Here is a 20863-nt window from a genome sequence, read left to right as displayed (position 1 = left end):
AGATGGAGCGAAAGGGGACGAGTCAACCTAGATTAGCAGCAGATCGGCTGCACTTTGGACAGCAGGAGGCAAAACTTCACCGGAAAATGAGCCTGCGCCTGACGAACGAAGGCGCCCACCCCTGCGCGAAGAACGCGTAGGCATGAGCGCCGGGTAGAGTCCCGAAGCCGAAGAGGCTACGGGCGTGTGCCCAGGCTGCTGCTTCCGTCCTTCGTCGGGATCACGGGCAGACCGGCAGAGATCGGAGTAATCACGGGGGCACCGGCACCGACCAGCTCGGTCAGGGAGTTGCCGTTGAAATTTGCCACCCAGACGTTGCCCGAGCCATCGATCGCGATCCCCTCGGGCCCGTTCAGGCCGCCGCCGGTATAGAAGCCGGTCCCGGAGAGGATGGCTCCGGTACTGGAGAACTCGGTCACGGTTTCGCCACTGAAATTCGGCAGCCAGGCGTTGCCCGCACCGTCGATTGCGATTCCAAAGGGCTCGTTCAGGCCGCCGCCGGTGTAGCCGTTCCCGGAGAGGATTACCCCGGCATTGGAGAACTCCGTCACAAGGTCACTTAAGCCATTTGGCGTCCAGGTGTTGCCCGCGCCATCGACCGCGATGCCCTCTGAAAAGCTCAGGCTACCGCCGGTGTGCTCGGAGACTAATGGCCCGGCATTGGAGAACTCGGTCATGGCGGAGCCACCGAAATTGCTCACCCAGGCGTTGCCCGAACCATCGATCGCGATTCCCTCCGGATCGGACAGGCCGCCACCACTGTACCCGTTGGCTCCGGAGAGGAATGCCCCGGCATTGGAGATCTCGGTCACGGAATTACCGTCGGTATTCGCCACCCAGGCGTTGCCCGCGGCGTCGATCGCGATCGCCTTTGGCGCGGCCAGGCCGCCGCCGGTATACCCGTTGGTGCCGGAGAGAACTGTCCCGGTGCTGGAGAGTTTGGTCACGGAATTACTTGAGACATTCCCCACCCAGGCGTTGCCTGCGCCGTCGATCGCGATTGCCTCTGGGGAGCTCAGGCCGCCGCCGGTGTACCCGTTGGCTCCGGAGAGAAAGGTCCCGGCACTGGAGATCTCGGTTACAGAGCCACGTCCGGCATTCGCCGCCCAGACGTTGCCCGCGCCGTCGATCGCGATCGCCTCTGGTTGGTTCAGGCCGCCGCCGGCATAGTTGAGGGTGAGAGACAAGTCATTGGCCGAGCTGAAGAAGGGCTGGAAGGGACTGGCATTGGTGGCCAGAGTGAACAGAGCGCCGATGTGGCCACTCGGGTTCTGCGCGAAGTTAATGGCCGCCGTTGCCGTATCGGTAGGGGCTGTGCCATAAGTCGTATTGGAGAAGAGCGTGCTGCATCCCGACGAGCTGACTCCGTTGGAGTTGACACAGCCAGCCAGGAAGTCCGCCACGGTGTTGATCCTGGTTACAGGAACGGTGACGCTGCTATTGCTTGGGAAGGTCGGATTGGGAACTCCGCTGGCCTGATTCACAATATTCAACGCGGTCCCGAAGGCATTCGCCAGGCCGGTCCCGGAGAGTGCATGGCCCGTCACCGCGCTGGGCGCGCCGACGTGCAGGGGATCGGTGGCAAAGCCCGCCAGGGCAAACGCTGTTACCACTGTGCTGACCTCATTCATCGACACCGACGTAACACCCGGGAAGGCCGCGCTGGCCGTCGCACTGGCGCAGTTGCCCACGACAGCCATCAGCGAAGCTGCAGGATTCGGTGTGCCGGCGACTCCTACGCCGGCCAACTGTGGATCGCCACCGGTCGAGTACAGGTAGACCTGGGTATTCGGAGTGCAGGCAAAGTTCCCATTGATATCGAAGTTGCCAAAGGTGTCTGTAGTGACGTAGAAGTTCCCGTTCGTATCCGCCGGGTTTCCGGTCGCCGCAGTCAGCAGCGAGGTTGATGCATTGCCGGTAGCCCCTGAAGTGGGAGCAATGCCCCGGCCGCCATAAGCGGCTGTGCTGGCGGCATACATATAGACATGCGAGCCGCTGATCGGCTGCTGGCCTCCATGAACCACGCCACGAATATGCATCGCGGTCTGCGCCGCGGTATCGGAAGAGGTTCCGAAGTTCGCCGAGCAGCCGCTCAACCCCAGAGCAAAAGCCACGCCCAGTACGCTGGCCACGGACGAGAAGAATAGACGATGGTTTTTCACGAAGTCTCCCACACCGGAACGGTGGTTTCATGCTGAAACTTACCCAGAACTGTTCTTGAACTCCAGATAGCCTAACAGCAGATAAACAGCACTTTGAATAGCAAGGGGTAAACTTCACCGGAAAATCAGCCTGCGCATCACAAACAAAGGCGCCCACCCCTGCGCAAAGAACACGCGGGAATGAGCGTCGGGTAGCGAAGAGGCTAGTGTGCTGAGTCAACCAGCGTTACCCATAGCGCGAAGCGCCAACCGTGACGCTTTAGCGTCGCGGAACGGAGGGTAAGGGAGGCAATCGCCTTTAGGCTACGGAATAAGGGGCAGGCAAGAATTGGGCTTTAGGTAGTGTCTGACGAATCGGAGCTGCCGGCTTTTGTCCTTGTGGCTGTTTTTTGTTGTCGTCTTTGCCCCGCCGATTGCCTTTGCTTTGAAGGGGCGGGACTTCAGTCCCGCCGTCTATGCACTGTTGTTAGTGTGGCTTTAGCCACGGAGGGAATGCTCGCTTGGCAAAGAGCCTCTCCATGGCTAAAGCCCGGACCTACCTCAGAAGCAAAAACAACGACACAAGCCGGTAGCTCCGATTCGTCAGACACTACCTAGCCCCGGGCCTTTTGTTCGCAGCCGAAAGAAGGCCCGGGCCTAAAGGCCACATCTTTGCCAGCCTCTTATTCCGTAGCCTAAAGGCTACGGCTCCCTCCGACTCCCTGATGCTGAAGCATCAGGGAACGCGCTTCGCGCTGTGCTGAACAGACCATCACCCTTCAATGAACGAATGACTCATCACGCTAGCCTGCGCCTAACGAACGAAGTCGCCCACCCCTGCGCGAAGAACACGCAGGAATGGGCGCCGGGTAGAGCCTGAAGCCGAATAAGCTACGGGCGCGTGCCCAGGTTGCTACTTCCGTCCTTCGTCGGTACAACGGGCAGGCCGGCAACGAGCGGAGTAATCACAGGGGCAGCAACGCCGACTATCTCCGTCACGGAGTTGCCTTGGGAGTTTGTCACCCAGACGTTGCCCGAGCCGTCGGTCGCGATTGCAAAGGGCTCGGACAGGCTACTGTCGGTATAAAAGCCGGTCCCGGAGACGATGGTTCCGGAACTGGAGAGTTCGCTCACGGTGTTATGTCCGGAATTTGCGACCCAGACATTACCCGCGCCGTCGATCGCGATCCCACTTGGCTCACTCAGACCACTGCCAATGTAGCCCCTGGCCCCGGAGAGGACTGCCCCTGTATTGGAGTATTCGGTCACGGTGTTCCCTCCGAAATTTACCACCCAGGCGTTGCCCGAGCTGTCGATTGCCACCGCAAAGGGGTCGAACAGGTTGCCGTCAGTGTAGCCATTGGCTCCGGAGAGGAATACCCCGGTGTTGGAAAGCTCGACTACGGAGTTCTCTCCGAGATTCGCGACCCAGGAGTTGCCCGAGCCGTCAATCGCGACCCCAAAGGCGCCGTTCACGCCGCCGCCAATGTAGCCGTTGGCTCCGGAGAGAACTGTTCCGGTGCTGGATAACTCGGTCATGGAGACGCCCTCGGTATTCGTGACCCAGACGTTGCCCGCGCCGTCGAACGCGATCGGACCGGGCCCGTTCAGGCCGCCACCGGTGTAGCCATTGGCTCCGGAGAGGAATGCTCCGTCATTGGAGAGCTTGGTCAAGGAATTGCTTTGGAAATTACTTGCCCAGACGTTGCCCGCCCCGTCGATCGCAATCCCATCGGGGATGTTGATGCCGCCGCCGGCGTAGCCGTTGGCCCCGGAGAGATAGGTCCCGTTGCTGGAAATCCCGGTCACGGAGTTACCTCCGGAATTTGCGACCCAGGCGTTTCCCGCCCCGTCGATCGCAATTGCCTCTGGCTGGTTCAGGCCGCCGCCGGAGTAGTTGAGCGTGAGAGCCAGGGTTTTGGCACTGGTAGAGAACGGCTGAAAGGGGCTGGCGTTGGTCGCGAGATTGAGCAGAGCGTTGAGGTTGCTGGTTGGATTCTGCGCGAGGTGGATGGCCGCCGTTGCGGTGTCGGTGGGAGCCGTCCCGTTATTCGTGTTGGCGAAGAGCGTGCTGCATCCCGACGAGCTGGCTCCGGTGGAGTTGATACAGGCAGCCAGGAAGTCCGCCGCGGTGTTCATGCTCTCCACTGGAACGGTGACCTGGTTATTGTCCGGGAAAGTCGCATGAGGCGTTCCGCTGGCCTGGTCCACAACATTCAGCGCGGTAGTGAAAGCGTTGGCCAACCCGGTCCCGGAGAGCGCATGCCCAGTTACCGCGCTGGGCGCTCCGATGTGCAGCGGGTCTGTCGCAAAGCCCGCCAGCGTGTAGGCCGCGACCATCGTGGTGATCTCGTTCATGGCTACGGACGTAACCCCCGGGAAGGCCGAGCTGGAGCAATCGCCCACCACCGCCAGCAGCGAGGCCGCGGGATTCGGGGTGCCGGCTACTCCGGTTCCGGCCAACTGCGGATCGCCGCCGGTCGAGTACAGGTAGACCTGCTGCCCGGAAGTGCAGGCAAAGGCTCCATTGATATCGAAGTCGCCAAAGGTATCCGTGGTGACGTAGAAGTTCCCATTCGTATCCGCTGGATTTCCCGTTGCTGCCGTCAGCAGCGAGGTTGACGCATTGCCGGTAGCACCGGAAGTGGGGGCGATGCCGTTCCCGCCATAAGCGGCCGTACTGGCGGCATACATATACACATGCGAGCCGCTGATCGGCTGCTGGCCGCCATGAACCACGCCCTGAATGTGCATCGCGGTCTGCGTCGAGGCCGTGGAGACGTCCCCGAAGTTCGCCGAGCAGCCGCTCAGCCCCAGAGCAAAAGCCACGCTCAGTACGCTGGCCACAGACGAAAAAGATAGAGGATGTTTTTTCACGAGGTCTCCCACACCGGAACGGTGGTTTTATGCGTAAAACATATGCAGAACGGGGCCCGGGAATCCCAGATAGGTTATCAGCAGACCGGCTGCACTTTTATCAAAATTCCACCGGGAAATTGAACCATGGGCGATCGAGACACCGCCTCGCAGAGCGCAAACACTCTGCTGCAAACAAAAACGGAAGGGCAGGGGATCAACCCCTGCCCTTCCGTTTTTGCCCCGACCAGCCGCGATGAAGAGGCTCTTCTTACTGCTGAAGATCGTCTATCGCTTGCCGGTATAGCCGAACGTGACCGTAAGCATCACACTGCGCCCAGGGGTTTGCGTCAACTGATCTCCTCCCGAGATAGCCGTCGTCGCAAGGTAAGGCGACGTGGTTCCATCGGGCAGGATCAAGGGGTTTGGCGATGCCGCCGGAATGACGCCGACGATATCGTGCGCATTCAGCAGGTTATTGAAGCTCAACCCTATCTTGGTGCCGTTGAAGCGCGAATGATTCTTCACCGTGTAGTTCAGGAACAGGTTCACGGTGCTGAAGGAGTCGGTGTAGACCTGGTTGTGATACGAGCCGTTATCGTTCCATTGCGGACCAATACGCTTATCGAAGATTCCAAGATCAATATTTTTATCCTGGTAGGTCAATCCGTATCCTTGCGTATTCGCCGGGGTATTGGTGACCCAGAGTCCCGAAGGCACGCCCGCACCCGTGTAGGTTGCCGAGCCGACAGTTCCATTCGCATAGAAGCTCAGACCCTTCCACAAGGACACGTTGGTCTCGAGCTCGACACCCTTGCTGAAGGAGTCCGGACCTAGGAAATAGAGGGTATCTCCCTGGCCATCGGTTGGGTTGAAGGCGCTATAGGTGTTCTGAAACTTGATGTAGTAGAAATCGCCGTCCAGCATCAGCCGCTTGAGCTTCAACACCGAACCGGTCTGGTAGGTGGAGACTCCCGTTGGCTTCGGCAGGTCCGAGACCTTTCCCGTCGACACATCGAAGACGCTGGTCGGAGGAATGATGCTGCCCTTGGAGAACTGGCCGTAGACCGACCAGTTATTCATGATGCGGTAGTTGGCATCCGCTGACGGCAGGTAGGAGTGGTACCCCGCGACATTGTTGATCGACGCCGCGCCGTTCAGGTTTCCAACTACCTTGCCGTCATCCGCGAACTGCGTGAAGTTCTGGTTGTAGTAGGCGTACTTCAAGCCACCGGTAAGCGTGAGCCTGGGGATAGCGCGGTACTCGTACTCCGCATAAGGCTGATAGATGTTGGTGTAGTACGTCTCATGGAAGTTCGGCAAGGTCTGGTCTAGGCCGGTAAGCGGATCGGAAGGGAACTGGAAGCGGTTGGTGGTCGACCAGTTGTACCAGAGCCCTGTGCGGAAGACGCCGTACTTCGAGGTCTGGCTGATCGTGCTGGTCTCTCCGTACTGGCGATAGCTGTTGAGCTTGTCGATGCCGCACGGCAGCCTGCCGTTGGATTGAATCGTTGCGCAATATCCATTCGGATCGGCGGCGGTCGGCGTATCCGTAAGGGTGGTGATGGAACCGATGTTCGTATAGTGCTGATGGTTGTTGTAGCTGTAGGTGTAGGGCTTTACGTCCAGGCTCCAGCCATGGTCGAACAGTGATTTAACTCCGACATACTCGAAGTCGGTAGGCACATGGTTCTTGTTGTAGTGGTAGTTGGAAGGATCGTTGGGAATATCGTTCAGCAGGAAGTTATATCCGAACTGAGCTACCTGGTCTCGCGTCGGCAGGTTCGCGTCGGGAGTATTCGCATCGAGGATGAGGACGCCGCTGAATCCGGTCAAGACCGTCTTATCCGAGAACTGGTACCGTACCTTGATCTCTCCTGCGTTGCGCTCCTGATGGTTGAAGGTCTCGAAGCCGTCCGAGGTCAGCCGGTGCACATCGAGCGAGAGGCTGGTCTTGCGATTGGCGCCGATGCTGCCCGAGTCGTACTCGCCGTCCAGTAGAAGAGTATTGAACGAGCCGTAGGAGACGGTGCCCCGTACCGCATGTTGTACCGGCACCTCTTTGGAGAGAAGATTCACCGATCCACCGAAGGGGGTAGGCCCGATGGTGGAAGCAGAACCGGGGCTGCGGTCGAAGTCGACTCCGCCGATCCACTGACCCGGAAAGAAGGCCCACGAGTGGTGGCTCGGAGTATTCGTATCCTGGAAGGGAATGCCATCCCAGGTAATGTCGTACTCGCCGTCCTGGAAGCCGCGGAATGAAGTGGTCGCCTGGCCGAGGCCGACTCCGTTGGTATTGATGGTGAAGGTGCCGGGAACGATCTGAATGATCTCGGTATAGTCCGCCACCGGAGACGTGAACTGCTGAATGAACTCGGAGCTGATCTCCGATCGCGCGGAGCGGGCATTCAGGAGGGACTGAACCGGCGAGGTCTGAGCGGCGATGGAGTCCGAGTCGGCCCCGGAGCCGTCGACTGTGACCTGCTGTGACACATTGCCGATGTTCAGCTTGATCGAAATGTCCTGCGACTGGCCTGCCGTGATGAGCAGCCCGGTGCGGTCGGTGATGGCAAAGCCTGGCGCTGCGACTTCAACGGTATATCTGCCCGCAGGCAAATCGACGGAGGAGAAGTGTCCCTGGGCATCGGCAGTGAGCTTGCGAACGGCATTGGTCGATTCATTCTTTACGGTCACGGTAGCGTTCTGTACTGCATTGCCCTGCGGATCCAGGATAATTCCCGTAAGAGTTGTATCCGGTCCCTGTTGTCCCGACATGCGGATGGGGCTTGCCGCGAAAACAATCACGAATACGCTTGCAACTACGATGCAGCGCCAAAGCTTTACCAAATCCTGTTTCAATTTCAAGGTCTCCTCCAAAAACACCAATAAACATCTTGGTTTCGCAAACGTAGCTGCGGAGTATGAACTTGGAGTTACATTCCGTCTGCTGTTACTTTGGCGCGGTGGCAGACCGCAACCGCTCTCTTTTCAAGATCGTGACCGGATCTTGCAGGAGATGCAAAAAAGCCTGATTCCACGGCCCTTTTGCTTCGTGTTGAACAGCAACCTCTTGTCGTTGGTGGCATGAAACGCAGGCGCGGGAAGAGCGTTGCATCCCATCGGCCTTCAGTTTTCCTTCAGATGGATTTCAGCTTTTCTTAAGAAGCAATACGGAGTAATGAAGATCGAACTGTGCAAGCAGTTCATTGAGGCACGGAACGGAAGGGCATGGCTTCACGGGCTGCGGAGAAACTCGATGGAAAGAGAGTCTTGATCTTTAGGGCCAAGGGCCCGTTTCATACCAGCCTGGGGTGGAGCGCAGCAGTGAGCGTTTTTTAGCTCGCTGCAAGCGTAGCCCCAGGTGCAGAATCAACTCGAAAGCAGAGGGCTGTAAGCCCGACTCATAGTGTCTGCACAAAGGATGAGTCGGGCTTACAGCCCTCAACTTCTACTCCTACGCCTAACCTGGGGCGTCGCTCTCCGAGCCACCACGCTATCGCGTGTTACCTCGGGTTCGCTGTGCCCCAGGCTGGTATGAAACGGGCCGTTGGCCCTAAAGATCAAATGGGGGCTTTTTTCGCAGCCTGGCTGAAGCCAGGCCCTTCCGATCCATTCCTCAACAAACTATTTGCACTCTTCGTCTCCATAAGAGAACAGTTTGATGACACTACCTGGACCTAAATCGTCTGCACTCTCGGCATCGCCGCTTGCAATCCCGCCGCTGCCGGAAACCTGATCTGAAAGACAGACCCGTTCAACGGCATGCTCTCGACCGTCAACTCCGCCTGGTGCGCATCGGCGATCCAGCGCGCAATCGCCAGCCCCAGCCCATTGCCTGCCTGCGTCTTTCTCTCGCGTAGGTCCGCCTGGTAATACCGCTCGAAGACGCGCTGTCGCACGTCCTCCGACATGCCGATGCCTGTATCGCGCACCGTCACGACGATCTCGCTTTCGGTTCGCGACACCGCTGCTCCAATCTCTCCGTGAGCCGGGGTGAACTTGATGGCATTGTCCAGCAGGATGCCCAGCAGCCGTTGCAGCAGCAGCTCATCGCCTTCGATATACATCGCTTCATCCGGAAGATGCCAGTCGAGCATGATTCCGGTCGACTCCGCCAGGTCCTCGACGCGCCTGCATCCATTCACCACCAGCTCGCAGATATTGATTCGCTGGAACGCAACCTCATGGCTGAACGTCTCGCTGCGTGCCAGCGAGAGTAGGGCATCGAGCAGCGTGGACGCCGTGCGACACTCCATCACCACCTTGTTCAGGTCATCGCGATACTCTTCTTCCGAGTGGCGCTGATGCAGCGAGAGCTGGGCCGTAGCCAGGATCACCGTGATGGAGGTCCTGAGGTCATGCGACACGTCCGCCGAAAACTTGCTGAGGCGCGAGACCGCCGTCTCGAGCCTGCCCAGCAACTGATTCCACGCCACGGCCAGATGCTGGATCTCGTCCTGCGCCGAGGGCACGGGCAGCCTGGCCGATAGATTGCCGATGCCGATATTCACCGCTGCCCTCGTCATGCGGTCCACCGACTTCAGGGCCTTGCGGCTCAGGAAATACCCGCTGATGGCGGAGAGGCTCAACAGCACAGGCGTCAACAGCAGCAGGGCATTGCGATAGACCTGCAGCATGTAAAACTCTTCATCCAGCGCGCCGCCGATGTAGAGGCGCTCCTGCCGTCCATTCAACAGAGCGAGGTGGCACATCACCATCGCCGGTTTGTTCTCGAGGGTCTGAAAGAAGTAGACCGTCTGCTCGCAGCTGTCACTCCCTGGCGAGATTCTGTCCTCTTTATTGACGTCGAGTGGAAACAGCAGGCTTCCATCCGGGTTGCGAATCTCGAACAGGTTGCCTTCATGCGTCGCGATCGCATACTTCCTGAGCTGCTCGGTCAGAGGCGATGGAGTTCCCTCGACCTTGTTCTCTTTCAGGAACTGGGTCAGTCGCTGCTCGCGTCCCTGCAGATGCGACTTCTTTCCCTGGAATAGCGCAAACCGCAGCGCGCCGTAAGACAGCACACCGAAGAGCAGCAGGCCCGTAAAGGTCACCAGCAGATACCACAGAGTGAGTTGGGCTCGAACGGAAAAATCGCGCATCCTGTTCCTCTACTCCGTCACGAACATATAACCCGTTCCATGAATGGTCCGGATCAGAGGAAGTTTATCGTGCGTCTTGTCTTCAAGCTTGGCCCGCAGTCCGTGGATGTAGACGTCGAGCGTATTTTCCTTTACATCCGCCAGGTATCCCCAACCCGCTTCGATCAACTGGTCTCGCGAGGTCACCAGGCCGCTGCGCCGCATCAGGGCGTCGAGCAGTTCAAACTGCTTGCGTGTAAGGTAGATCTCTTTTCCGCCACGTATCGCGACCCGGCGGCTGCGATCCAGGGTGATTCCTCCGGCTAGCACCACCGGCGGCTCGACCACGGGCTGCATGCGCCGTGCGATGGCGCTTACGCGCGCCAGCAGAATCTCCAGGAGAAACGGTTTGATCAGGTAATCGTCAGCGCCCAGGTCGAAGGCCTGCAGGATCTTCGGGACGGCATCCACGGCGGTCAGCATCAGGATGGGAGTCTTGCAGCGGCGCGCCCGCACCTGCTCCAGAACCTCGAAGCCATCCATGCCGGGCAGATAGATATCGAGCAGGGCGGCGTCGTATCTTCCGTTCAACATCATCTCGGCGCCTTCCTTGCCATTGTGGGAAAGGACGACCTCGTGCCCATTCTCTCGCAGACCGCGCTCGACCAGTCCCGCGATCCTTTTATCGTCTTCAATTACCAGAACATTCATAGGGCTACTGTTAAGCTATGTCACCGGTCAGCGGCAAATATGAAAATCGTGTGAACGGCGTTCAGGGCCTGGGGTATCTCCTCCGCTGCCATGAAGCTGGTGCGGCGCCCCGAGTCTTTAGCCCGTTGAAGGATAACGGCCTGTTCACGACAGCGCGAAGCGCATTCCCCGATGCTTCAGCATCGGGGAGACGGAGGGAGCCGTAGCCTTTAGGCTACGGAATAAGGAACAGGCAAGAATCGGGCTTTAGCCCCGGGCCTTTTGTTCGCAACCGAAAGACTGCTCGGGCCTAACGATGGTGCTGAAAAAGCCACGTTTCGTTAAGGGCATGGCTTCAGCCATGCCGTAGAAACTCAAGCCAAAGGCCCGTACCGCTCTGCCGAAGGCTGGAGTGAAGGCGTAGCCGCAACGACTGAATTGCCTTCTTTAGCTGTGGCGAAACAACCAGCCCCAGCCCACGGATACAGGATTGGTGAGCCCTGTAGAGTCTTAGCGGCATCGAGGAAAGCAATTCAGTCGCTCCGGCTACGCCTTCACTCCAGCCTTCGGCAGAGCAGAAGGAAATTGCGCACATCTTCCACGGCCCGGCTGAAGCCGGGCCCTTCCGGATCTTGCCACAGGAAACGATTTGCACGGCTCAATCTCTGTCTCGAATAGCTGTTGAATGAATCTAAACGCCGCTTCTTTTCGCCGACCGCATGATCGGCAGATCGACACAACAACGCGCCCCGCTAGCAACACCCTCATCGAAGAAGATCTTCCCGCCATTCCGCTCCACCGCAAGCCTCGCGATGGAAAGCCCAAGCCCCGCCCCGCTATTCGGAGACACCTTCTTCGACTTGCCACTAAAGAACCTCTCGAACACTCGTTGATGCTCTCCCGCAGAGATGCCGGGACCGGAATCATGAATGCACACCCGCTCCATCTCGACAGCCGAGGCGTGTACCTGTGAATAGCGAATGCGGAGAGTGGAACCAACACCCGAGAACTTCACCGCGTTATGCAGCACATTCAACAGCGCGACGCGTACCAGGCTGCGGTCCGCAAAGATCACCTGCCTTGCATGCTCATCCTGCTCCTGCTCCACGATCATCTGCTTCTCGTCTGTAACAACCTCCAGCAGCACCAGGATCTCGTTCACAAGATCAGGCAGGAGAAACTCGTCCATCGCTTCAAGCTGCGCGGCTTCGGCTCTCGAAAGCATCAGCAGCCCATCGATCGTCTGATCGAGGCGTACGGTCTCTTCGAGCATGCTGCTGATGGCTTCGCGATAACCTTCTTCGTCTTCAGTCTCCTGAAGTGCAATCTCACCGGCTGCGCGAAGGGAGGCCAGGGGCGTTCTGAGTTCGTGGGCTGCGTCCGCCGTGAACCGTTGCAGTTGAGCGAAGGCCTGTTCCAGCCGTTGCAGCAGGTGGTTGAGGACCCTCGCCATGTGTCCGAGCTCATCGTGCTCGTTCTCGACGACGACGCGTTCCTGCAGGTTGCTGGCCGTGATCTGCTCCGCGCGTGCGGCCATCAGGTCCAGCGGAAGGAACGCACGTTTGGCGATGCTATAGCCCGCGAATCCTGCGATCACCAGGCCGATCGGCATGGCTACCAGCAGGAGAAGGAAGAACTGAAACATCCGGTCGCGCAGAGGCACCAGGCTGTACCCCAGACGGATGAGCACCTGTCTCCCTCCGACAGGATGCAGGTGGCTGATGACGAGCACATGTGTTCCATCGACGAGTTTGATGGCGCGTTCGTCGAACCCATTGCCTCCTTCATTAGGCCGGGAGGGACCGCCGAGCGAAAGGCCGTTCAGGGTATCGGTGCGATAGAGCACGACGCCGGACAGATCGCGGACCTCCATCAGCCTATCTACCAGCAGATGCGAGCGGGGATGGGAGTAGTAGTCCTGTTGCAGGTGGAGCTGCCCCTGCGCATCGAAGAACAGCAGACCCTCCACGGTCTCGACATCCTGGACCTCATCGTGAAACATCTGGTGTTCCAGCAACCCGTACTGAAAGATGAATACGACCGAGATGTAGATGGCGAGAATTGCTGCCAGAAGCGCAACGTACCATACGGTAAGCCGTGTCCGAATAGGGCTGGAGGCCAGGATCTTCATGGCTTGGGCTCCCGCAGAATGAAACCTACACCGCGAATGGTATGCAGGAGCTTGGTCGTGAAGGGGTCATCCACCTTGCGGCGCAGCCGGGTCATTTGCACGTCGATGACGTTGTCGAGCGGCGTAAATCTTGAATTTTCCTTCCACACATCTTTCGCGAGCATCTCTCGCGACACGGCGCGTCCACGATTCTCCGCCAGGTAGAGCAGCAGGTCGAACTCGCGAGTAGTGAGGTCGAGGCGGACCTCCGATCTGCTGGCTGCGCGGCTCTCCGTGTCCAACGCAAGATCGGCGATGCGCAACAGTCCAGCCGATGCGGGCAGCGGCATCCGACGCAGAAGGGAACCGATGCGGGCGAGCAATTCAGGAAAGGAGAAGGGTTTGCCGAGATAGTCGTCCGCGCCTGCATTCAGGCCTGTTACCCGGTCCTCGGGAGTGTTGTTGGACGTAAGAATCAGGATGCGAATATCCAGCGACTGCGCGCGAATCTGCTGCAGGATCTCGAGGCCGTTGCGCTGAGGAAGATGGAGGTCCAGCACCAGGAGATGCGGAAAGAGCTTATGCACCAGGAAGAATCCCTCTTCTCCCGTGCGTGCCACGCTGACGTCATAGCCGGCAGCCTTGATGCCGCTTACCAGTGCATCCGCCATCTTCCTGTCGTCTTCCACTACCAGCACGCGCCGCGTTGTCAGGTCTTTCTCCACTAACTAACCTCTGAACAAGTGTCTGGCTTTGAAGGGGCGGTACTTCAGTACCGCCGTAAAGCTCCTGGAATCGTTGCGGCTTTAGCCGCGGAGGGAATGCTAGCCCCCTTCTTCAAAGCTTCACTCAACGATGATGTCTTACACCTTCCCCAGGAGCAAGTAGATGGCACGAAATGTCAGGGAGTTGTAAGCAGGATGTAAGGGGATTGCGTGGTCAACTCAGGGTGTTGAAAGGACGGAGTTGACCTATGAAACTTCATTTTCTAATCGCAGCCTCCCTTTGCTTCACCCCTTTGTTGACCGCACAGAGCGGACATGCAGCAACAGCGGGAACGTTGTCTCCAAAGACGACGCTGCCCATCGTGTTCAAAAGTGGTCTGGACGCCAACCATGCACATGCAGGCGACGTCGTGCATGCCAGAACGACTCAGAGCGTTGCGCTTTCTGACGGGAAAGTTCTGCCTGCCGGAGCCGAGGTTACAGGGCACGTGGTTGCCGCTAATGCATTTGCTTTAGATAAAACACCCTATGCCGTGCAAAAGCAGTCAAGCCTTTCGATTCGATTCGACACCATCAGCTCAAACTCCGCCACTTTCCCCCTGAATGTGTACGTTCGGGCCATCGCAGACCCTGTCACCTCATGGGGCGCAAGAGAATCGACAGGCACTGACGACACGCTGGCCACCGTCACGCAGATTGGCGGCGACGTATTGACTCCCTCGCAATCAGAGGTCGTCTCGCAGGACGGAGATATCGTTGGCTACAACCGTCGTGGTGGTGTGTATGCCCATCTCATCGCAGCCTCCGGAAACGCTCCGAACGGATGCGACGGCAGTGACACGGAAGTATCGGTGGGAATCTATTCCGCATCCGCCTGCGGTTTGTACGGCTTCACAGGAACCAGACTCCAGCAGACAGGAAAGACGGGAGAGCCTTCGACCCTTGTGCTGACCTCCAACCGTGTCGCGCCCAAAGTCTGGAAGAACAGCACGGCTTTACTGGAGGTCTTGCCGCAAGACCAGGTCGTAGCCACACGCTAAGCAGCCATTGCAAAGAGTGCATTTCAACGAACCTGGAGACCTAAAGATGCCTGTGGCTGGACCTGCGCTGAAAGTAACCGTGCACCTCAATCAGGACACCGGTTCGACGAATGGCTTTCTTCACGATGACATCCTTGCCTTTCTACAAAGCAAGGGAATCGATGGCGCGACGGCCTTCCGAGCGCATGCAGGATTTGGCGTCCATCGCCAGCTTCACACCAGTGGAGCTGGCGACACAGCCGGCGAGCATCTTCCCGTGGTTCTTTACTTTGTCGATACACCGGAGAAGGTTCGGGCAATTCTGCCGGAGCTGCTTTCCATGGTCACGGATGGCCTGGTGGAAGCCCATCCGACAGAGATTCTCAAGAGCATCACCACCGCCGAAAAGGTTCTGTCCTGATGCGTATTGCAAAGTATGGCGGCGCTCTGTTGAGGAGTGCCACCGCAATCTTTCTCTGTTTCCTCCTTGCGATGAGTCACGCGCAGCAGCCGGCGCCTGCGGTTGCTGCTCCACCGCTCACGCTCGCGCAAGCGGAATCGATCGCGCTCGCCAATCAACCTCGCATGCTCGCCGCGCAACTGCGAGCCCGTGCCTCCTCGGAACGGATCCGCGAGGCCCGCTCTGCTCTTCTGCCCACGGTCGGCTTCAACGCCACGGGTGTTCGAGTCGCCGATACAGGCACCTCGACGGCAGCAGGTGCGATCACCACTTCATCGATCTCCGACCGCTTCGCCTATGGTGGAAGCCTCGTCCAACTGATTACGGACTTCGGCAGGACCAGCGCGTTGATTGCCAGCTCGCGATCGTCTGCAGAGGCGCAGCGCGACCTTGCAACGCTGACTACGGCACAGGTGCGGTTGAATGTCCGCGAGGCTTACTTCGAAGTGCTCGGCGCAGAGGCCGTGCTGCATGCAGCGCGCGAGGCGCTCGACAATCGCAAACTGATCTCACGACAGATCGGCGCACTGGCTCAAAGCGAACTTCGTTCGACTCTTGATGTGAACTTTGCGGCTGTCCTCCAAAGTGAAGCGGAGCTGGCCGTCGTGCGGGCTGAAAGCACCGTCGAGCAGCAACGCGCTCATCTCGCAAGTGCGATGGGACAGCAACAGCCTGTCGTTGCCCCGCTGGAAGAGGTAGACCTGCCTGCGTCGCTTGCTCCTGATCCTGCTTCGTTCCTCTCTCTCGCCGACACGCAGCGCGCCGACCTCAATGCGGCGCAAGCACAGCAGCGTTCCGCGGCCCAGTTTGCACTCTCGGAGAAACGGTTGAGCTATCCGACACTCAGCGCCGTGGGAACTGCCGGGGAGGTGCCGTTCCGCGACCATACCCTGCACGATAACTATGCTGCAGCGGGCTTCAATCTCAATATTCCGGTCTTCAATGGAGGCCTCTTCGCGGCTCGCCGCAGCGAGGCCGAGCTCGAGGCCAATGCGCGTGCACGCGATGCCGACGAGGTAAAGCTCGAAGTCAACGAGCAGGTGAGGGACGGCTGGTATCGCGCCAACGAAGCCTTTCGAAGCCTCGATGTCTCCGCACGGCTCGTCGCCCAGAGTAAGGAAGCTCTGCGTTTGGCGCAGGCTCGCTATGGTGCCGGGCTGGGCAGCATCGTGGAACTCAACGAGGCGCAGTTAAACGAAACCTCCGCTGAGATCGATGCGGCTGACGCCAACTACAGCTATCTAGCCCGTCGCGCCGAGTTGGATTACGCGGCTGGCCTCTTGAACTGAAAGGACCTTTCGACATGGCTCTTCGCCGACGACTGCTGGCGCTCGTCACGCTGACTACAGGTGCCGCATGCCTTTTGACCTCCTGCCATCAGGCCACTCCTGTTGCCGCTCTCGATGTGCCAAGCGTCCCCGTCGCCGCTGTCGAGCCGGCGACGCTGACCAATGATCTGGTGCTGACGGCCGAGTTCGTGCCCTATCAGGATGTCGATGTTATGGCTAAGGTGGCTGGCTATGTCAAAAACATTCGCGTCGATATCGGCGACCATGTGCGGCAGGGCGATCTGCTGGCCACGCTTGAGGTCCCTGAACTACAGGATGAAATGGCAAAGGCGAACGCCGGTGTCGCCGCGGCACAGGCGAACGTCGTTACAGCAAGGGGAGCGATTCAGCGCGCTCAGGCTGAGGCGAATATCACGCATCTCTCCTTTCAACGAATTCAAGATGTCCTGACCAAAGAGCCTGGCCTCGTTCCGCGACAGGAGGTTGACGTGGCGCAGTCACGCGACCTGGAGGCGGCCGCGCAGCTTGCCGGTGCGCAGTCAGCTCTCAATGCGGCTTTGCAGACAAAGTCGCAGGCCGAATCCGAGCTCTCTCGCACCAGCGCGATGCTGCAGTATGCGAGCATCCGTGCACCTTTCGCCGGAGTCATCACCAAGCGCTATGCCAACACCGGCTCCATGATCCAGGCAGGCATCTCGTCACAGACTCAAGCCATGCCGGTGGTGCGGCTGGCGGAGAACAGCCTTCTTCGCCTGATGCTGCCTGTGCCGGTGAACGCAGTTGCCGAGATTCATGACGGGCAACCGGTCGATGTGAATGTCGTTACCCTGGGCCGAACCATTGAGGGCAAGATCACACGTTATGCCGACTCCCTGCAGGCTTCAACCCGCACCATGGAGACCGAAGTCGACGTGCCGAATCCGGACGACAAGCTCGTTCCCGGCATGTATGCGGAGGTCCATCTGCATCTTGCCGACCACCCCAACGTGCTGAGCGTTCCTGTAGATGCGATCGATGGCCTTGGCAGCAGCGTGCAGCATGCCTATGTCGTTCGCGGAAATGAGCTGCATCTGGTGAGTGTCACGGTGGGCCTGCAGACACCCACGCGCGTCGAGATACTCTCCGGTCTGAGCAGCGGTGACCAGGTGGTTGTGGGCCGTCACAGCGGACTCTCCGACGGAGAAAAGGTAGACGCGCATCCCGCGAGCTACGAGGCCAACGGCACCAGTCGCAGCTGAGCTCTCCATTCGATTCAGCTCTCCATTCAGTTAACCGATCCAGAGCGAGGAAGCCGGAACTATGTCGGGATTTGCGATAAAGAACCCATATCTGATCGTTGTGCTGTGCCTGGTGGTGATGATCCTCGGCACGGTCAGTACGGGCAGCATGGCGGTGGATATGTTCCCGCCGATCAATCTGCCGGTTGTTGCTGTGGCTACCTTCTACTCCGGCATGCCGCCGCAGCAGATTGAAACCAACATTACCTATCACCTGGAGCGCCAGTTCACGCTTGCCAGCGGCATCGATCACATGGAGTCGCGTTCTCTGCCGGGTGTCAGTCTCGTCAAGGTTTATTTCCGCGCCGGCACCGATCCCGATGCTGCTGCGGCGTCCATCTCTACGCTTGCCATGAGCGATATGAAGGATATGCCGCCCGGCACCTATCCGCCAATCGTTCTCAAGCAGGATGCTTCGAGTCTCCCTGTAGCCCTGGTGACGCTGAGTGGCGCCGGCTTGAACGAGAGCACGCTCAAAGACATTGGGCAGAACTTTGTGCGCAATCAGTTGGCCGGTGTGCCCGGCGCGTCCGTGCCGCAGCCCTTTGGCGGCCGCTGGCGTCAGATCATGCTGTATACCGATCCTTACAAACTGGAGGCGAACCAGCTGAGCCCGATGGATGTCGTGCGGTCGGTCAATGACGCCAATGTGATTCTGCCCGCGGGCGACGTGCAGATCGGACGCTACGACTACAACATCTACACCAACTCCATGCTGAAGGGGCCTGACGACATCGCGCAGGTTCCGATCAAGATGGTTGGCCAATCGCCGGTCCGTGTGGGCGATGTGGCCGTGGCCAAAGACTCGTTCGGTTTGCAATACAACATCGTGCATGTCGATGGCCTGCGTGCCGTCTATCTGCCGATCTTCAAACAAGGCGGAGACTCCAATACGATTGCTATCGTCAACGGTGTACAGACGACGCTCAAGAAGCTCTATGACGTCCCGCCTTCTCTGGAAAGCAAGATCGTCTTCGATCAGTCGCGATTCGTAAAGACCGCCATCGAAACTTTGCTGCATGAGGGAGGGGTTGGCCTTTTTCTCACCTGCCTGATGATCCTTATCTTTTTAGGAAGCCTGCGTGCGACCATCGCCGTGTTCTTCTCTATTCCTCTGTCCCTGCTCACTACTTTTTTCATTCTTCATCTGGCAGGCAGTTCGGTGAACAGCATGATCCTGGGCGGTCTGGCACTGGCGTTGTCGCGCCTCATCGATAACTCCGTTGTCGTCTTGGAAAACATCTTTCGGCATCTTGAAGGCGGCGAGTCCCCGGTGGTCGCCGCCGAAAAAGGCGGAAGGGAAGTCGCCCTGCCGGTACTCGCAGGCACGCTCACTACCGTTGTCGTCTTTTTTCCTGTGACGCTGCTTTATGGGGTCAGCCGCTTTCTTTTTACGGCCCTTGCCCTTGCCGTTGTCATTTCGCTGTTTGCTTCCTACTTCGTGGCTCTCACGGTTGTTCCGCTCTTCTGTGCCCGATTCATTAAGAGCGCTCATGGGGATGCGGTTCACGAATCGGCGGAGACGGAGCGCGCTATACACGCTGATCCGGCGGTGAAGCCTGGCTTTGCCGCTCGCTTCAACGCGCGTTTCAGTGCTGCCTTTGAATCTCTCCTGCATCGCTACGACCGTCTTGTGGAGCGCGTCCTCGATTGGCCACGCGCTACGTTGGTTGGCTTTGGTGTTCTCTTTTTGCTGAGCCTGTTGCTGTTTCCTCTGTTGGGTCTTTCGTTCTTCCCTCGAACGGATGCCGGCCAGTTTGTCATTAACTTCAAAGCCCCTTCCGGAACCAGGCTCGACGATACCGAGCAGGAGACCACGCGCCTCGAAAATCTCATTCGCAGCATCGTTTCAAAACACGATATGGGGATGATCGTCTCCAATATAGGCGTCGATCCTGGGTTCTCGGCACTTTATTCTCCGAACTCGGCCATGCACACCGGTTTCACGCAGGTGGCGCTCAAGCCCGACCATACGATCAGCAGCTTCAAGTACATCGACGAGGTCAAACGCAAGATTGCTGTTCAGATGCCCGAGCTGCAAGCTTTCTTCTCGAGTGGCAGTCTTGTTGATGGTGTTCTCAATATGGGCTCTCCTGCTCCTATCGATGTGCGCGTTGCTGGCAACGACATCAACGCTGATTTCGATGTTGCACAAAAGATCGCTGCGCGCATCCGTGGGGTTCACGGAGTCGCCGACGTCTATATTCCGCAGGATGTCGACTATCCTTCGCTTCGGCTGGCGATCGATCGCACTCGTGCCAGCGAACTGGGCCTTACGGAAAAAGAGGTGGTTTCAAACGTCATTACCGCTCTGACCTCGAACCAGATGATCGCTCCCAGTATCTGGATCGATCCCAACAGCGGTAATAATTACTTCCTGACAGTCATGTACAAGGAAGGCCAGGTCAAATCGATCGATGACCTCAAGGCGATTCCGCTGCATGGCGCCAATGTGACACAGCCCACGCGTCTCGATATGGTGGCTACGATTCAACAGTTCAATGCCCCTACCGAGTTGGATCACACGCAGATCCGGCGGGTGATGGATATCTATGTGCGTCCCGAGCATGAAGACCTTGGCCACATCACGCGAGAGATCCAGCACATCGTCGATACCACTCAGACGCCGCATGGAATGGAGGCAACCCTGACGGGCAGCGTCGAATCCATGAACGCTTCCTTCCGAAGCTTCGCCATCGGTCTTACACTCTCGATCCTTCTGCTGTATCTCATCCTTGTAGCGCAGTTCCGGTCGTTTCTCGATCCCTTCATTATTCTGCTGGCTCTGCCGCCCGGCATCACCGGCGTATTGATTGCGCTTCTTCTCTGGGGAACGACGCTCAATGTCATGTCTCTGATGGGTGTTGTCATGCTGGCAGGCATAGCGCTCTCCAACAGCATCCTGATCGTGGAGTTTGCGCATCATCTGTTGAAAGAGGGAATGGCTGTTCGCGAGGCGATCATTACCTCCTGCCGCGTTCGTTTGCGGCCCATTCTGATGACGTCTCTTGCGACGGTCATCGGTCTTCTTCCCATGGCGCTCAAGCTTGGCGAGGGTAGCGAATCGTATGCCCCGCTGGCACAGGCGTTGATCGGTGGATTGACTCTTTCCGTTCTCTTAACTGTCTTTCTTGTGCCTGCCGGCTTCTTCCTGGTCTATCGGCCCAAGGCACAAGACTGACGGTTTCACTGTCTAAGGCCCTACAATCGGGAAA

12 protein-coding genes are annotated in these 20863 nt (G+C 58.4%); 5 read left to right on the top strand and 7 right to left on the bottom strand.

The genetic code is table 11. The features are described from left to right. Positions 1 to 176: 176 nt before the first annotated feature. The 7 genes from HDF15_RS05590 to HDF15_RS05560 all read right to left on the bottom strand — a co-directional run bounded on the left by HDF15_RS05590 (position 177) and on the right by HDF15_RS05560 (position 13603). Positions 177 to 2162, bottom strand: a complete 1986-nt coding sequence (locus HDF15_RS05590) for an NHL repeat-containing protein (protein WP_184253571.1) — start codon at positions 2160 to 2162, stop codon at positions 177 to 179. 870 nt (positions 2163 to 3032) lie between these two features. After that, positions 3033 to 5018 carry an NHL repeat-containing protein gene (locus tag HDF15_RS05585; RefSeq protein WP_184253569.1) on the bottom strand — a complete coding sequence of 662 codons (1986 nt, stop codon included), beginning with the start codon at positions 5016 to 5018 and terminating at the stop codon, positions 3033 to 3035. 267 nt (positions 5019 to 5285) lie between these two features. After that, positions 5286 to 7856, bottom strand: a complete 2571-nt coding sequence (locus HDF15_RS05580; protein ID WP_184253567.1) for a TonB-dependent receptor — start codon at positions 7854 to 7856, stop codon at positions 5286 to 5288. Between the two features lie 818 nt (positions 7857 to 8674). Further along, on the bottom strand, positions 8675 to 10099 hold the full coding sequence (locus HDF15_RS05575) for a HAMP domain-containing sensor histidine kinase (protein ID WP_184253566.1): 1425 nt from the start codon (positions 10097 to 10099) through the stop codon (positions 8675 to 8677). Between the two features lie 9 nt (positions 10100 to 10108). Beyond that, a complete protein-coding gene (locus HDF15_RS05570; protein ID WP_184253564.1) occupies positions 10109 to 10789 on the bottom strand; it encodes a response regulator transcription factor in 681 nt (226 codons plus the stop codon). A gap of 670 nt (positions 10790 to 11459) precedes the next feature. Next, positions 11460 to 12899 carry a HAMP domain-containing sensor histidine kinase gene (locus tag HDF15_RS05565; protein ID WP_184253562.1) on the bottom strand — a complete coding sequence of 480 codons (1440 nt, stop codon included), beginning with the start codon at positions 12897 to 12899 and terminating at the stop codon, positions 11460 to 11462. Beyond that, positions 12896 to 13603: a response regulator transcription factor gene (locus HDF15_RS05560; RefSeq protein WP_184253560.1), complete on the bottom strand. Its 708-nt coding sequence runs from the start codon at positions 13601 to 13603 to the stop codon at positions 12896 to 12898. The genes HDF15_RS05565 and HDF15_RS05560 overlap by 4 nt, the downstream gene beginning before the upstream one ends. Before the next feature lie 248 nt (positions 13604 to 13851). On the opposite strand from HDF15_RS05560, the gene HDF15_RS05555 reads away from it, so the two are divergent. The 5 genes from HDF15_RS05555 to HDF15_RS05535 all read left to right on the top strand — a co-directional run bounded on the left by HDF15_RS05555 (position 13852) and on the right by HDF15_RS05535 (position 20829). Next, positions 13852 to 14643: a hypothetical protein gene (locus HDF15_RS05555; protein ID WP_184253558.1), complete on the top strand. Its 792-nt coding sequence runs from the start codon at positions 13852 to 13854 to the stop codon at positions 14641 to 14643. 46 nt (positions 14644 to 14689) lie between these two features. Further along, the gene (locus HDF15_RS05550; RefSeq protein ID WP_184253556.1) at positions 14690 to 15043 is read left to right on the top strand and encodes a DUF190 domain-containing protein; all 354 of its coding nucleotides are present in this window, start codon (positions 14690 to 14692) and stop codon (positions 15041 to 15043) included. Further along, positions 15043 to 16371 (top strand): TolC family protein, encoded by a 1329-nt coding sequence (locus HDF15_RS05545; protein ID WP_184253553.1) that lies wholly within the window; start codon positions 15043 to 15045, stop codon positions 16369 to 16371. Before HDF15_RS05550 ends, HDF15_RS05545 begins: the two co-directional genes overlap by 1 nt. 14 nt (positions 16372 to 16385) lie before the next feature. After that, positions 16386 to 17609: an efflux RND transporter periplasmic adaptor subunit gene (locus tag HDF15_RS05540; RefSeq protein WP_184253551.1), complete on the top strand. Its 1224-nt coding sequence runs from the start codon at positions 16386 to 16388 to the stop codon at positions 17607 to 17609. A 61-nt stretch (positions 17610 to 17670) separates the two neighbouring features. Beyond that, positions 17671 to 20829, top strand: a complete 3159-nt coding sequence (locus HDF15_RS05535) for an efflux RND transporter permease subunit (protein ID WP_184253549.1) — start codon at positions 17671 to 17673, stop codon at positions 20827 to 20829. The last annotated feature ends 34 nt before the right edge of the window (positions 20830 to 20863 follow it).

Origin of the sequence: Granulicella mallensis (assembly GCF_014203225.1) — a bacterium.
Lineage (GTDB): Bacteria > Acidobacteriota > Terriglobia > Terriglobales > Acidobacteriaceae > Granulicella > Granulicella mallensis_A.
Note: the sequence above shows the minus strand (reverse complement) of the source record. Positions and strands in the feature narration are given on the sequence as shown.